The sequence below is a fragment of the Curtobacterium sp. 18060 genome (assembly GCF_902706105.1).
GTDB lineage: Bacteria > Actinomycetota > Actinomycetes > Actinomycetales > Microbacteriaceae > Curtobacterium.
In genome coordinates, this window is the sequence record NZ_CACSJV010000045.1 from 1 (window position 1) to 13,948 (window position 13,948).

The window sequence follows — 13,948 nt, forward strand, 5'->3', positions numbered from 1 at the left end:
CCCACTAGGAGGACTGCCATGCCCGACCGCATCACCCTCGTCACCGCACTGCAGGGCGCCGGCTGGCACCCCGCCGCCTGGCGCGTCGCCGGCCCGGCCGCGCAGCGCCTGTCGAGCCTCCGGCACTGGCGCGACGTCGTCGTCGAGCAGGACCGCCTCGGCATCGACGCCGTCACCATCGAGGACTCGTTCACCGCGGGCCCGACGGCTGCCGACCACGACCTCGACACCACGACCGTCGTCGGACGGCTCGACGCCCTCCTCGTCGCGAACGCGGTCGCCCCCGCGACCCGCGCCGTCGGTCTGGTGCCGACCGTCTCGGTGACGCACACCGAGCCGTTCCACGTCGCCACGGGCCTCCAGACCCTCGACCACGTCTCGCTCGGGCGAGCCGGGTGGCGGATCCAGGTGAGCCCGACGACCCGCGAGGCGGCCCTGTTCGGTCGTCGACCCGGCGGCGACGACGCGGCCACGCTGTTCGACGAGGCCCGCGAAGCCGCCGAGGTCGTGTCGCGCCTCTGGGACAGCTGGGACGACGACGCGATCATCCGCGACGTCACGACCGGCCGGTTCATCGACCGCGACCGGATCCACAACGCCGAGTACGCGGGCCGTCACCTGTCCGTGCACGGCGCGTCGATCGTGCCGCGGTCGCCGCAGGGCCGGCCGCCGGTCTTCGCCCTGGCCCACCGCGCCGACGCTGCCGCGTTCGCCGTGGACGCTGCGGACGTCGTGCTGGTCACGCCCGGGTACCAGGGCCGGGAGGCGCGGGACCTGTTGGACGAGGTCCGTCACCTCGAGCAGGTGGCCGGGTCGGACGTCCGTCGCCCGGTCCTCGCCGACCTCGCGGTGCTGATCGGGTCCTCGACCGCTGCCGCGGCCGACGAGCTCGCCGCGCTCGACGCCGCTGCCAGTGCCCCGTACGCCGTCGGCTCCGGGTCGGACACGTCCGTGCTCGCGACGACGGTTCCCGAACTCGTGTCGCTGATCGGGGACCTTCGGGGCCTCGGCTTCGCCGGCGTCCAGCTCCGCCCGCTGCGCATCCCGATCGACAGCACCGCCATCGCGAGGCAGCTCGTCCCCGCCCTCGTCACCGCCGGGCTCCGCGCCGACGTGGCGTCCCGTCCCACCGCCGACCTGCGTACGCGGCTCGGCATCGCCCCGGCGGTCAGCCGGTACGCGTCCGCACCCGCCGGTTCCGTCTCCGTGGAGGTCTCAGCATGAGCACCAAGCGTCAGGTCCACCTCGCCGCACACTTCCCCGGCGTGAACAACACCACGATCTGGAGTGACGACCGCGCCGAGAGCCAGATCGCGTTCTCGTCGTTCGAGCACTTCGCCCGCAACGCCGAGCGCGGGTTCTTCGACTTCCTGTTCCTCGCCGAGGGCCTGCGGCTCCGCGAGCAGAAGGGGCGCATCCACGACCTCGACGTCGTCGGGCGCCCGAACACCCTCGCGGTCCTGGCCGCCCTGGCCGGGGTCACCGACCACATCGGTCTGGTCGGCACCCTGCAGACGACGTTCAACGAGCCCGTGGAGCTCGCGAAGCAGCTCGCCACGCTCGACCACCTGACCGACGGCCGTGCCGGGTGGAACGTCGTGACGAGCTCGGACGCGTTCCACGGCGCGAACTTCCGCCGCGGCGGGTTCCTCGACCACGCCGACCGGTACACGCGCGCCGCCGAGTTCATCGCGCTGTCCCGCGAACTCTGGGACTCGTGGCAGGCCGACGCCGTCGTCGCCGGCACCGCCGCGGGCGGCGCGCTGGCGGACGGCGTGTTCGCCGACCGGTCGCGCATCCGCGACGTCGACCACCACGGCGCGCAGTTCGACGTCACCGGTACGTTCCCGGTGCCCCGCAGTCCGCAGCGGCACCCGGTGATCGTGCAGGCCGGTGACTCCGACGAGGGGCGCGACCTCGCCGCCACGAACGCCGAGGTGATCTTCTCGCTGCACACCGAGTTCGACGACGCGCAGGCGTTCTACCGCGACGTGACCGAGCGGCTCGAGCGGGTCGGCCGGTCGAAGGACGAGCTGCAGATCCTGCCCGGCGCGACGTTCGTGATCGGGTCGTCGGCGGAGGACGCCGAAGAACGGTCGAACGCCATCCGTCGCGCCCAGGTCAGTCCGGCCACGGCGATCGCGTTCCTCGAGCAGGTCTGGAACCGCGACCTGTCGTCCTACGACGTCGACGGCCCGCTGCCGACGATCGAACCCGACTACGAGGGCACCGCGATCACCCGCGGGCGCGCACGGCACACCCGCGACGTCCCCGCCCTGGTGCAGTCCTGGCGGGACCTCGCCGAGGCCGAGCACCTGTCCATCCGCGACCTCGTCATCCGCGCCTCGACCCGCGGCGGGTTCGTCGGGACGGCGTCGCACATCGCCGCCGAGATCGACCGGTACGTGCAGGAGCGCGCCACCGACGGGTTCGTCGTCGTGCCGCACACCAACCCGTACGGCCTCGACGAGTTCGTCGACACGGTCGTCCCGCTGCTGCAGGAGCGCGGTGTCTACCGGCAGTCCTACGACGAGGGGGCGACCCTCCGGCAGACGCTCGACCTGCCCGGCACGATCCGCGACCGTTCGGCCGCCGCACGCACGGCCGCTGGGGCGGGTCCGGCGCGTGCGGCAGCGTCCGCCGGGGTGCTCGCGTGACGATCTCCAGCCTGGCGATCCTCGTCCCCGGCAACTTCGAGGACGACGCCCCCGTCGACGGCCTCGAGGCCACCCTCGACCTCTTCGCCACGGCGGAGCGGCTCGGCGTCGACGGTGCCTGGGTCCGGCACCGGCACCTCGAGCACGGCATCGGCTCGGCCGCGGTCTTCCTGGCGGCGGCGTCGCAGCGCACCACGTCCATCGAGCTCGGCGTCGCCGTCGTGCCGATCGGGTGGGAGAGTCCCTTCCGCCTGGCCGAGGACTTCTCGCTCGCCGACGTCCTGGCGCACGGTCGGCTGCAGGTCGGGCTGTCCACCGGGTCGCCGCACGCCGAGATCCTCGGCGACCTGGTGTTCGACGGTGACTGGCGCGCCTTCGACCGTGGGTACGGGCGGGTCTCCCGGTTCGTGGAGAACCTGCGCGGCGCGTTCCTCGGCGCGGACGACACCGTCATCCAGAGCCCCGGGAACCTCCAGCGCCCCCGGCTGCAGCCCTACGCGCCGGGTCTGGTCGACCGGGTCTGGTACGGCGGCGGGTCGCTGCGGTCGGCCTCCTTCGCCGGCAGTTCCGGGCTCAACCTGCTGCTCGGCAACCTCACCTCGGGCGAGGGCACCGACGACTACGGCACCGCCCAGCGGAACCAGCTCGCGGCGTACCGCGCCGCGCTGCCGACCGGCCGAACGCCCCGCGTGGCCTGGGGCCGGTGCGTCGTACCGACCGACTCGGCCGACCGGGTCTCGCGCGAGCGGTACCGCACCTGGTACGAGTCCCGTCTCGCACGGCAGACCGCGCCCCAGGGACCGCGGCGGACCCTGTTCTCGGCCGACCTGGTGGGGCCCGCCGAGCAGATCGTCGAGCAGCTCGTGCACCACGCCACGCTCGCCGAGGTCGACGAGTTCCGGGTCGAGCTGCCCTACGAGTTCGCCGGTGACGAGTACGAGCAGATCGTCTCGGACGTCGTGGCGAAGGTCGCACCGGCGCTCGGGTGGACGCGCGCCCGGACGGCGGTGGCTGCATGACCCGCTACGTGCTCTCCCGCATCGGCCAGGCCGTGCTCGTGCTCTGGGCGGCGTGGACGATCTCGTTCTTCGTCCTCTACGTACTGCCGAGCGACCCGGCCCGCATCATGGTCGGTCCGGACGCCACCGACGTCACGGCGGCGCAGCTCGACGCGCTCCGGCACCAGTACGGCCTCGACCAGCCGGTGCTCGTGCAGTACGTCCAGCACCTCGGCGCCCTGCTCACCGGCGACCTCGGCCGCTCGATCGGCGTCGGTCGACCGGTCGCCGACGTCATCGGCGAAGCGATCGCGCCGACCGCCCAGATCGCGGTCGCCGGCCTCGTGCTCGCGATCGTGTTCGGCGGCGGGATCGCGGTCCTCGCGACGTGGACCCGGAACCGGGCCCTCGGCCAGTTCCTGCTCCAGCTGCCCCCGATCGGCGTGGCGGTCCCCGGGTTCTGGTTCGCGCTGCTGCTGGTGCAGTGGTTCTCGTTCGGGCTGCACGTGTTCCCGGCGTTCGGTGGCGAGGGCCAGGCGTCGGTCGTCCTGCCGGCGATCACCCTGGCGCTGCCGACCGGTGCCACGATCGCCCAGCTGCTGTCGAAGTCCCTCGTCCACACGCTCCGCGAGCCGTACGTGGACACCGCGTACGCCAAGGGTGCCGGACGGTGGCGGGTACAGCTCCGGCACGCGCTCAAGAACGCTGCGCTGCCCGCACTCACCGTGACGGGACTCATCGTCGGGCAGCTGTTCTCCGGCACCGTCGTCACCGAGACGGTGTTCTCCCGCCCGGGCCTCGGCCGGGTCACCGCCACCGCCGTGCTGCAGCAGGACATCCCCGTCGTGCAGGGCATCGTGCTGCTCGCCGCCGCGGTCTTCGTCGTCGTGAACCTGGTCGTCGACCTCGTGTACCCGCTGCTCGACCCGCGCGTCGTCGTCGCCGGCACCACCCCGTCCAGCACCACCGAACCGAAGGCGGTCCCCGCATGACCGAGACCACGCAGCTCGCCATCGGCCGCCCCGCGTCGCTCGCCACCGACCGCGTCCCCGGCGGCACCACGACAGCGCTCCGCGCGCTCGTCGCCCGTCCGACGCTCACCATCGCCATCGTCTGGCTCGCCCTCGTCGTCCTCGCCGCGCTCCTGCCCGGAGCACTCACCCACCACGACCCGCTCGCCGCCGATCCGGCCGCCAAGCTCACCGCTCCCGACGCCGCGCACTGGTTCGGCACCGACCAGCTCGGCCGCGACCTGTACGCCCGCGTCGTGCACGGCACCGCGCTCACGCTGCAGGCCGCGGTCCTCGCGATCGTCATCGGCCTGGTCGGCGGCTCGCTCGTCGGGCTCGTCGCCGGCTTCGTCGGCGGGGTCGTCGACGCCGTGCTGATGCGCGTCGCCGACGTCCTACTGGCGATCCCGAGCCTGCTGCTCTCGTTGACGATCGTCACCGTGCTCGGCTTCGGCACCGTGAACGTCGCGGTGGCGGTCGGCGTCGCGAGCATCGCCACGATCGCCCGCATCATGCGCTCCGAGGTCGTCCGGGTCCGCACCGCGCCGTACGTCGAGGCGGCGAGCGCGAACGGCAACCGCTGGTGGCGCGTGCTGCTCGTGCACGTGCTGCCCAACGCGGCCGGTCCCGTCCTGGTGCTCGCCGCCCTCGAGTTCGGCACCGCGATCCTCGCCGTCTCCAGCCTGAGCTTCCTCGGCTACGGCGCGCAGCCTCCGCAGCCCGAGTGGGGTTCCCTCGTCGCCACCGGGCGCGACTACATCGCGTCCTCGTGGTGGCTCACGACCATCCCCGGCCTGGTGATCGCCGTCACGGTGCTCGCCGGCAACCGCGTCGCCCGCGCGCTCGACACCGAACGGAGGGCCGTCCGATGAGCCTGCTCAGCATCCAGGACCTGACCGTCACCTACGGCCGCGGGAGCAGCGCGCGCACCGCGCTCCACGGCGTGTCGCTCGAGGTCGGTCGCGGCGAGCGCGTCGCCATCGTCGGCGAGTCCGGTTCGGGCAAGTCGACGACGGCGCACGCGGTCCTCCGGCTCCTGCCCGCAGCGGCGGACCTGACGGGAGGCACTGTGCGGCTCTCCGGGGCGGCCGACGGATCCGGGGACCTCGACCTGGTCACCGCGACCGACCGCCAGGTGCGGTCCGTGCGCGGCGTCCGGATCGGCTTCGTGCCGCAGGACCCGACGGTGTCGCTCAACCCCGTGACGCGGATCGGCACCCAGGTCGCCGAGGTGCTCCGGATCCACGGACTCGCCACCGACGCCGAGGCCCGGGAACGCGCCGTCGAGGAGCTCCGCCGTGCCGGCATCGACCGTCCCGAGCTCCGCGCGCGGCAGTACCCGCACGAGCTGTCCGGCGGGATGCGGCAGCGGGTGCTCATCGCGATCGCCCTGATCGGCGACCCCGAGATGCTCGTCGCGGACGAACCGACGAGCGCGCTCGACGTCACGGTCCAGCGCACGATCCTCGACCACCTGGACCGGCTCGTCGCCGAACGGGGCACGAGCGTGCTGTTCATCACGCACGACCTCGGGGTCGCCGCCGACCGGGCCGACCGTATCGTCGTGATGTCCGAGGGGCGGATCGTCGAGCAGGGCACCCCGGCCGAGGTGCTCGGCGCGCCCCGTGAGCCGTACACGCGCGCACTGATCGCAGCGGCGCCCAGTCTCGACGACGTGACCGCGTCCGTGGGACTTGCCACGGGCCTCCCGTCCGACCGCCCCGACCCACTCGTCGTCGCGACCGGACTGCGGAAGTCCTTCGACCGCGTGACCGCCGTCGACGGGGTGGACGTGACCGTCCAGCGGGGCCGCACCCTGGCGCTGGTGGGGGAGTCCGGGTCGGGCAAGTCGACCACCGCGCGCCTCGTGCTCGGACTCGAACGCCCGGACGCCGGCAGCGTGCGGTTCGACGGCGCCGACGTGGGCGGAGCCCGCGGTGCCGCGCTGCGGGCGTACCGGCGGCAGGCGCAGATCGTGCAGCAGAACCCGTACGCGGCGCTGCACCCGCGGCTGTCGGTGGGGGCGGTGATCGCGGACCCGCTCGCGGCCTTCGGCATCGGCACCCGGCGGTCCCGTACGGCTCGGGCGGCGGAGCTGCTCGACCTCGTCGCGCTGCCGTCGTCCGTGCTCGGTCGTCGACCGGCGGAGCTGTCCGGCGGACAGCGGCAGCGTGTGGCGATCGCCCGCGCGCTCGCACTCGACCCGTCGTTCATCGTCCTCGACGAACCCGTCTCCGCCCTCGACGTGTCCGTCCAGGCGCAGATCCTCGACCTGCTCGCGGAGCTGCAGGCGACGCTCGGCGTCTCCTACCTGTTCATCTCGCACGACCTCGCCGTCGTCCGTCGCATCGCGCACGAGGTGTCCGTCCTGCGGGGCGGCCGCGTCGTGGAGCACGGCGACGTGGCGCAGGTGCTGCACGACCCGCAGCACGAGTACACGCGCGCACTGCTCGACGCGATCCCGGGACGATCCCGGCGCGTCCCCACCACCGAAGGAGTCTCATGACCACCCACCGCACCCCGTTCCGTCTGGTGGCCGCGATCGCGGCCGGCACCGCGGCGGCCCTGGTCATGGCGGGCTGCTCATCGGGCGGTACCGCGTCGACGTCCTCGTCGTCGAAGCCCGTCGACGGCGGCTCGCTCACCTACGCCATCGCGAACGACCCGATCACGCTCAACCCGACGGGTACCGGCGCGGGCAACGACACGCTCGCGATCACGCGGCAGCTCGTCGACTCGCTGCTCTGGCAGGACCCGTCGGACGGCTCGCTCAAGCCGTGGCTCGCGACGAAGTACTCGGCGAACGCCGACGCCACCGCGTTCACGTTCGACCTGCGCTCCGGTGTCACGTTCTCGGACGGCACCGCGTTCGACGCGACGGCCGTCAAGGACACCTTCGACGACATCGCCTCGGCCGGCGCATCCAGCACGGCCGCCGCGTACTTCTCCGGCTACGAGGGGACGAAGGTCGTCGACGACGACACGGTCGAGGTCGACTTCGGGGCGCCGAACGCCGCGTTCCCGAACGCCACGTCGTCGGTCGCCCTCGGCATCGTCGCCCCGAAGACCACCGAGACCCCGTTCGAGGACCGCGCCGACGGGAAGGCCGTGATCGGGACCGGACCGTTCACGCTGCAGTCGTACACGAAGAACACGTCCACGATCCTGACGAAGCGAAAGGACTACGACTGGGGTCCCGCAGCCCGCGGCGGCTCCGGGGCAGCGCACCTGTCGAAGGTCACGTTCCAGGTCGTGCCCGAGGCGAGCGTCCGCACCGGCAGCCTGCAGTCCGGGCAGCTCGACGCGATCAGCAGCGTGCAGCCGAGCGACGTCGACACCCTGCAGGCGCAGTACGACCTCGTCACCCGCGCCAACCCGGGCCAGGTGTTCGGTCTGACGTTCAACCAGAAGCGGCCAATCGTGTCGGACCTGGTCGTCCGGAAGGCGATCGCACAGGCCGTCGACCCGAAGGCGGTCCGCGACACCTCGCTGAACGACCTGTTCAAGGTCGCGGACTCGGTCCTCGGGTCGACGACGCCCGGGTACGCGGACACGTCGTCGGGTTCGTCCACGTCGTCGGGTGCGTCCGCGTACGACCCCGCCGCAGCGAAGAAGGCGCTCGACGCCGCTGGCTGGGAGAAGGGCTCGGACGGCATCCGCGCGAAGGACGGCCAGAAGCTGCAGCTCAAGCTCGTCTGGATCACGAACTTCGGGCCGAACCAGACGTCCCTCGAGCTGATCCAGCAGGAGCTCGGGAAGGTCGGCGTCGGCATCACGCTCGAGAGCGGGACCGTGCCGCAGTACCTCGCCAACCTGACGAGCGGCGACTGGGACCTGTCGTGGGACAACAGCTCGCGCGCGGACGGCGACGTCCTGCGGTCGAAGTTCTCCAGCTCGGGTGCCCAGTCGATCGGTGCGTCGGACAAGACGCTCGACGCGCTCTTCACCAAGGAACTGTCGCAGTCGTCGGCGTCCGACCGGTCGGCCACCTTCGGGGAGATCCAGCGGCGCATCGCGTCCCAGGTCGACTTCGTCCCGGTGCACGAACTCACCAGCATCATCGCGCCGGCGACGGACGTGCACGGCATCGTCTTCGGGGCCGACACCCGGCTCGACCAGCTGACCGGCGCGTGGAAGGACGCCTCGTGAGCGCCGCTCGCTCCGTCCCGCTCTCGGTGCTCGACCTGGTGCCGGTCACCGCCGGGGCGTCCGCAGCCACGGCGTTGCACCGCACCGTCGACCTGGCCGTCGCCGCGGAACGTGCCGGGTACGCCCGCTACTGGCTCGCCGAGCACCACCTCAACCCCGGTGTCGCGGGCAGCGCGCCGACCATCGTGATCGGAGCGGTCGCCGCGGCCACGTCGACGATCCGGGTCGGCAGTGCGGCGACGCTCGTCGGCAACGTCCGCGGGCTGCAGATCGCCGAGACCTTCGGCACCCTCGCGGCGCTGTACGGGCCGCGGATCGACCTCGGGCTCGGCCGCTCCGGGGCGCCGGCACCCGGCACCCCCAAGCCGCCGTCGCTCGCGCCCCGTTCGGACGAGGTCGTCGACGGACTGCTCGTGCCCGCACCGTTCGACTTCCACATCGCACCGGGCAGCCGGTTCGCCCTGCAGGGGGAGCTGCTCGGACGCGTCCCCGGTGACGTCGACCGGTTCGAGGGCGAACTGTCGCTCATCCGGGCGCTGTTCGCCGGCACCTGGTCGCGGGACGGCGCCGTGGTCGAGGCGCCGCCGGCAGCAGGAGCGTCGGTCGAACTGTGGATCCACGGGTCGACCGGCGGTGAGAGCGCCCGGGTCGCCGGAGCACTCGGACTGCCGTACGGCGCGAACTACCACACGTCGCCCGGCACGGTCCTGGCGTCGGTGCAGGCCTACCGCGACGCGTTCCGCCCGGGGGTGCTCGACGCACCGCACGTCATCGTGTCGGCGGACGTCGTCGTCGGGCGCACGGAGGTCGAGGCCGCGGAGCTGTCGCTCGGGTACGCGGAGTGGGTGCACTCGATCCGTTCCGGCGTCGGGGCGATCGAGTACCCGACACCGTCCGCGGCACGTGCTGCGCCGCTCGCTGCGGCAGAGGCGGCGTCGGTCGCCGATCGGCTCGCCACCCGCTTCGTCGGCGACGCCGCGGCCGTCGCGGACCGCCTCGAGGTCCTGCAGCGGGCGACCGGCGCGGACGAGCTCCTGGTGACGACGATCACGCACGACCACGACGCCCGGGTGCGTTCGTACGAGCTGCTCGCGGCGGAGTGGGCGGCGCGGGGTGCGCGTGGTGGTACTGGTGCTGGTGCTGGTGCCGGTGCCGGTGCCGGTGCCGGTGCCGGTGCTGCGCGCGCCGGTGCCGGCGTGGGTGCCGGGGTGGGCTGACCGTACTGGTCCGTGTCGACCCGGAACGACGAGCTCGATGTCGCACGACATCGGGCTCGTCGTTCGTGCGCGCGTGCAACCGGTGGCGCGCGGAAGGAGCGACACCGTGGTCGTCGTGCGACGTCGACGATGTCGTTCGGGGTCGGTGCGCGTGCGGCCGGTGCGCGTGCATGTTCCGACGATCCACCTGTTGATCGTCGTCTCTTGCACATGCATCGAGTGCGCGTGCATGTTCCGACGATGCACGCGTCGATCGCCTCGTGGAATGTCGGACGATGCACGCGCAACGAGCGACATCGTGGTCGTCGTGCGACGTCGACGATGTCGTTCCGCATCGGCGCCGACCACCCGCGCGCGCACAGAACGACTCCCTCGACGTCGTGCGACATCGAGGGAGTCGTTCCGAGTCGGACGAGCCGAGCCCACCCCGCCCGGACCCCGCTCAGCTCGCGTCGAGCGGCAGCCCCTCGGGGTTGACCTCGGAGTGCTCCACGGCCTCGTTCGACAGGTTGTACGACTTGAGCCACTTCGCGTACGTGCCGTCGTCGATCAGCTCGTCGATGGCGTCCGCGATGGGCTCGGCGAGCCCGCTGTCCTTCTTCGTCGTCGCCGCGATGAGCCCCTGCAGGTCCCCGCCCGCGCCGGAGAACGTGCCGGCCGTCTTCGTGGGGTTCGCGCCGTCCGCGCTCAACGTGTTCTGGTAGGCGACCGTCGGGTTCGGCCCGAAGTAGGCGTCGATCTTGCCGGAGTCGAGCGCCAGCTTCACGGCGTTGCCGTCCGGGTAGTACTTGATCGTGATCGTCTTGCCCTGCTTCGCGAGGTCGGCCTTCCAGCCGAGCAGGATGAGCTCCTGGTTGGTGCCGGAACTGACGGCGACCGTCTTGCCGGCGAGCACGGACGGGTCGCCGTCGAACGCCAACGAGGAGTCCTCCGGCACCTGCAGCGCGAGGTTGTCCTGGCGGTAGGAGGCGAAGTCGTACTTCTCCTTGCGCTGCTCGGTCACCGTGATGTTCGAGAACCCGGCGTCGTACTTGCCGCCGTCGATCCCGACGAACAGGTTGTCCCACGTCGCGTTCTGCACCTGGGCCTCGAGGCCGAGCTTCGCGGCGACGAGACGACCGAGGTCGGGCTCGGAGCCGGTCAGCGTCTTCTGGTCGTCGCCGGTGAACGCGAGCGGCGGGAACCCGGCCGGCAGCGCACCGATGCCGACGACGAGCTTGCCGGACTTCTTGATCGACTCGGGGAGTTCGTCGTGCAGCTTCTCGTCCGCGTCGACGGTGACCTTCGTCTCGGTGGCGGCACCGTTCGACGCGGCGCCGATCGTGACCGTGCCGTCGGACGCGCCGGAGCCAGAGCCGGAGCCAGAGCCAGAGCCGGCGGACGCCGACGTGGCGCACCCGGCGAGGGCGACGACGACTCCGGTGGCGAGGATGAGGGCGCCGGCGCGGTTCCGCCAGCGTGCGGGGGTGGTGGGGGACATGGTTCTCCTGGGATCGGGCGGAAGGGGAAGGTGGAAGGGGAAGAAGGAACGTCGAGGGGACGGCGTCAGCGGACGCGGGACAGGAAGTCCCGCGTGCGAGCGTGCTGCGGATCGTCGAGCACCTGGGCGGGGGAGCCCTGCTCGACGACGCGGCCGTGGTCGAGGAACACGACGTGGTCGGCGACCTCGCGGGCGAAGGCGATCTCGTGCGTGACGATGACGAGCGTGGTGCCCGTGTCCGCCAACCCCCGGATGACCCCGAGCACCTCGCCGACGAGCTCCGGGTCGAGTGCCGAGGTCGGTTCGTCGAGCAGCACGACCGACGGTTCGAGCGCCAGCGCCCGCGCGATGGCCACGCGCTGCTGCTGCCCGCCGGAGAGCTGCCGCGGCCGGGTGTCGCCACGGTCACCGAGTCCGACGCGCTCGAGCAGAGCCGCCGCACGGTCGCGCGCCACGGCACGAGGGACCCCGGCGGCGATGGGCCCCTCGGCCACGTTCTCGAGTGCGGTCAGGTGCGGGAACAGGTTGAAGTGCTGGAACACGAACCCGATTCGTGATCGCTGCCGCAGGATCAGGCGCTCGGGCAGTTCCTTGTAGCGGGGGACCCCGTCGCGCCCGGTCCGGAGCCGGACGCCGATCGTCTCGCCTCCGACCGTGACGACGCCGCGGTCGAGCGGTTCGAGGTGGTTGATCGCGCGCAGCAGCGTGGACTTGCCGGACCCGGAGGGGCCCAGCACCACGGTGACGCTCCCGGACGGCAACGACAGGTCGACGCCGTCGACGACGACCGTGTCGCCGAACGCCTTGACGGCTCCGTGGATGCTGATCGCTGCGCTCATCAGATGGTCCTGTCGTCGATGGTGGAAGCGGGGCCGGACGCGACCCCGCGCTCAGCGGAGGCTGTCTGCCGGGGGCGATCCGGGCCTCCAGGCCGTCCCGACCCACGTCCGGAACCGCGACGCACGGCGGCCCGCACCCGCTGGAACGGCGTGGGCGGCAACGCCCGGACCGAGCCGCGGGCGGTCCACCGCTCGACGTAGTACTGCACGACCGACACCGCGCTGGTGAGCGCGAGGTACCAGAGCGTCGCGACCACGAGCAGCGGGATGATGTCGGTCGGGTAGGTGCTGGACAGGTTCTGCACCACCCCGAACAGGTCGAGCAGCGACACGTAGAACAGCAGCGACGACGCCTTGAGCAGCCCGACGACCTGGTTCACGAACGCCGGCACGATCGACCGCAGTGCCTGCGGCAGGATCACCCGCACGAACTGGCGACGTCGGGGGAGTCCGAGGGCCTGCGCGGCCTCGTGCTGGCCGTGGTCGACGGCGAGCACACCGGCGCGGACGATCTCGGAGGCGTAGGCGATCTCACTCAGGCTCAGGCCGATCACCCCGATGGCCAGGTCGCCGAGGACGTTGGCCGTGGTGACCTCGACCTGCGGCCCGAACGGGATCCCGATGCCGATCGTCGGGTACAGCGACCCGAGGTTGTACAGGAAGACGAGCACGAGGATGAGCGGCACGGAGCGGAACAGCCAGACGTAGCCCCACGCCAACCCGGACAGCACCGGGTTGTGCGAGAGCCGGGCGATCGCGACGACGATGCCGCCGGTGAAGCTGATGACCGCGCTCAGCGCCGTCGCGACGAGTGTGAGCTGCAGGCCGGTCAGGATCGCCGGGCTGAACAGCCACTTCCCGACGGCCGGCCAGCCCCACGACTCGTTCGTGAACAGCGTCTCGACGAAGTTCAGGAGCACCACCAGCACGACGGCCGCGGCGATCCAGCGCAGCGGGTGCCGCAGCGGGAGGACGGGTCGGTCGAGCGCGGCGCGTCCGGCGGCGTCCACGGACGTGGCGGTCGCGTCGGTTGCGTCGGTTGCGTCGCTCGCGACGGTCGGCCGGGAGGCCCGTGGTGCGTCCGGCGCTCCGGCCGCGTGGTCGACGCCGGTCGCGTCGACCCCGTCGGTGCCGGCGACGGCGCTGGTCGCGCCGCGGGGCAGTCCCGTTCTGGTGTCGGTCATGTCGCGACCGTAGAAGGGTCGCGGTGCCTGGACAACGCACCGTGAAACACACCGCTACGGGGCGGAACGCTGCGTCACAGTCGCCGCGCGCGTGACGTTCCGTGACGCCGGGTGCGCAGTACTGTTCTGCCATGACAGCGCACCGCGTGACCGCTCCAGCGCCCCCGGCGGACGGCAGCACGGCGAAGGGGCCGGCGTCGTACTTCCCGAGCATCGAGAAGACGTACGGCCGCCCGGTCCAGGAGTGGCTCGACCTGGTCGCCGAGCAGCTCGACGACCACCCGCACATGCAGGTCGTCGCCTGGCTGAAGACCGAGCACGGGCTCGGCCACGGCCATGCGAACGCGCTCGTCGCGTACGCGAAGCGGGCCCTCGCGGGTTGAGTGCACCCCGGTTTCCCGCAGTGTCGGTGGC

General features: G+C 72.3%; 12 protein-coding genes. 9 read left to right on the top strand and 3 right to left on the bottom strand.

Features of this window, described 5'->3' with window-relative positions:
* Positions 1-18 precede the first annotated feature (18 nt).
* The 8 genes from GVL05_RS15985 to GVL05_RS16020 are packed head-to-tail and all read left to right on the top strand — an operon-like array spanning position 19 to position 10,031.
* Positions 19-1,224: an LLM class flavin-dependent oxidoreductase gene (locus GVL05_RS15985; protein ID WP_159573777.1), complete on the top strand. Its 1,206-nt coding sequence runs from the start codon at positions 19-21 to the stop codon at positions 1,222-1,224.
* Positions 1,221-2,657, top strand: coding sequence for an NtaA/DmoA family FMN-dependent monooxygenase (locus GVL05_RS15990; protein ID WP_159573778.1), 1,437 nt, complete (start codon positions 1,221-1,223; stop codon positions 2,655-2,657). The genes GVL05_RS15985 and GVL05_RS15990 overlap by 4 nt, the downstream gene beginning before the upstream one ends.
* Entirely contained in the window at positions 2,654-3,676 is a 1,023-nt protein-coding gene (locus tag GVL05_RS15995; RefSeq protein ID WP_159573779.1) for an LLM class flavin-dependent oxidoreductase, read from the top strand. Before GVL05_RS15990 ends, GVL05_RS15995 begins: the two co-directional genes overlap by 4 nt.
* A complete protein-coding gene (locus GVL05_RS16000) occupies positions 3,673-4,647 on the top strand; it encodes an ABC transporter permease (protein WP_159573780.1) in 975 nt (324 codons plus the stop codon). The genes GVL05_RS15995 and GVL05_RS16000 overlap by 4 nt, the downstream gene beginning before the upstream one ends.
* On the top strand, positions 4,644-5,537 hold the full coding sequence (locus GVL05_RS16005) for an ABC transporter permease (protein ID WP_159573781.1): 894 nt from the start codon (positions 4,644-4,646) through the stop codon (positions 5,535-5,537). Before GVL05_RS16000 ends, GVL05_RS16005 begins: the two co-directional genes overlap by 4 nt.
* Complete coding sequence (locus GVL05_RS16010; protein WP_159573782.1) at positions 5,534-7,171, top strand: ABC transporter ATP-binding protein; 1,638 nt, start codon at positions 5,534-5,536, stop codon at positions 7,169-7,171. Before GVL05_RS16005 ends, GVL05_RS16010 begins: the two co-directional genes overlap by 4 nt.
* Positions 7,168-8,814: an ABC transporter substrate-binding protein gene (locus tag GVL05_RS16015; protein ID WP_235036021.1), complete on the top strand. Its 1,647-nt coding sequence runs from the start codon at positions 7,168-7,170 to the stop codon at positions 8,812-8,814. Before GVL05_RS16010 ends, GVL05_RS16015 begins: the two co-directional genes overlap by 4 nt.
* Positions 8,811-10,031 (top strand): LLM class flavin-dependent oxidoreductase, encoded by a 1,221-nt coding sequence (locus GVL05_RS16020; protein ID WP_159573783.1) that lies wholly within the window; start codon positions 8,811-8,813, stop codon positions 10,029-10,031. The genes GVL05_RS16015 and GVL05_RS16020 overlap by 4 nt, the downstream gene beginning before the upstream one ends.
* Before the next feature lie 442 nt (positions 10,032-10,473).
* Here the strand turns inward: GVL05_RS16020 and GVL05_RS16025 are convergent, their stop codons facing one another.
* The 3 genes from GVL05_RS16025 to GVL05_RS16035 form a co-directional block, all read right to left on the bottom strand.
* Positions 10,474-11,511, bottom strand: coding sequence for a transporter substrate-binding domain-containing protein (locus GVL05_RS16025; RefSeq protein ID WP_159573784.1), 1,038 nt, complete (start codon positions 11,509-11,511; stop codon positions 10,474-10,476).
* Between the two features lie 65 nt (positions 11,512-11,576).
* On the bottom strand, positions 11,577-12,350 hold the full coding sequence (locus GVL05_RS16030; RefSeq protein WP_131846160.1) for an amino acid ABC transporter ATP-binding protein: 774 nt from the start codon (positions 12,348-12,350) through the stop codon (positions 11,577-11,579).
* Complete coding sequence (locus tag GVL05_RS16035; protein WP_159573785.1) at positions 12,350-13,534, bottom strand: amino acid ABC transporter permease; 1,185 nt, start codon at positions 13,532-13,534, stop codon at positions 12,350-12,352. The genes GVL05_RS16030 and GVL05_RS16035 overlap by 1 nt, the downstream gene beginning before the upstream one ends.
* Positions 13,535-13,665: 131 nt before the next feature.
* Between GVL05_RS16035 and GVL05_RS16040 the strand changes: the two genes are divergently transcribed.
* Positions 13,666-13,917, top strand: a complete 252-nt coding sequence (locus GVL05_RS16040; protein WP_123340492.1) for a DUF4287 domain-containing protein — start codon at positions 13,666-13,668, stop codon at positions 13,915-13,917.
* Positions 13,918-13,948 lie beyond the last annotated feature (31 nt).

Excerpts from the sequence above, each read along its gene's own strand:
- GVL05_RS15985 (WP_159573777.1), top strand. The coding sequence starts at position 19 with ATGCCCGACCGCATCACCCTCGTCACCGCACTGCAGGGCGCCGGCTGG.
- GVL05_RS15990 (WP_159573778.1), top strand. The coding sequence starts at position 1,221 with ATGAGCACCAAGCGTCAGGTCCACCTCGCCGCACACTTCCCCGGCGTG.
- GVL05_RS16000 (WP_159573780.1), top strand. The coding sequence starts at position 3,673 with ATGACCCGCTACGTGCTCTCCCGCATCGGCCAGGCCGTGCTCGTGCTC.
- GVL05_RS16005 (WP_159573781.1), top strand. The coding sequence starts at position 4,644 with ATGACCGAGACCACGCAGCTCGCCATCGGCCGCCCCGCGTCGCTCGCC.
- GVL05_RS16010 (WP_159573782.1), top strand. The coding sequence starts at position 5,534 with ATGAGCCTGCTCAGCATCCAGGACCTGACCGTCACCTACGGCCGCGGG.
- GVL05_RS16015 (WP_235036021.1), top strand. The coding sequence starts at position 7,168 with ATGACCACCCACCGCACCCCGTTCCGTCTGGTGGCCGCGATCGCGGCC.
- GVL05_RS16025 (WP_159573784.1), bottom strand. The coding sequence starts at position 11,511 with ATGTCCCCCACCACCCCCGCACGCTGGCGGAACCGCGCCGGCGCCCTC.
- GVL05_RS16030 (WP_131846160.1), bottom strand. The coding sequence starts at position 12,350 with ATGAGCGCAGCGATCAGCATCCACGGAGCCGTCAAGGCGTTCGGCGAC.
- GVL05_RS16035 (WP_159573785.1), bottom strand. The coding sequence starts at position 13,534 with ATGACCGACACCAGAACGGGACTGCCCCGCGGCGCGACCAGCGCCGTC.
- GVL05_RS16040 (WP_123340492.1), top strand. The coding sequence starts at position 13,666 with ATGACAGCGCACCGCGTGACCGCTCCAGCGCCCCCGGCGGACGGCAGC.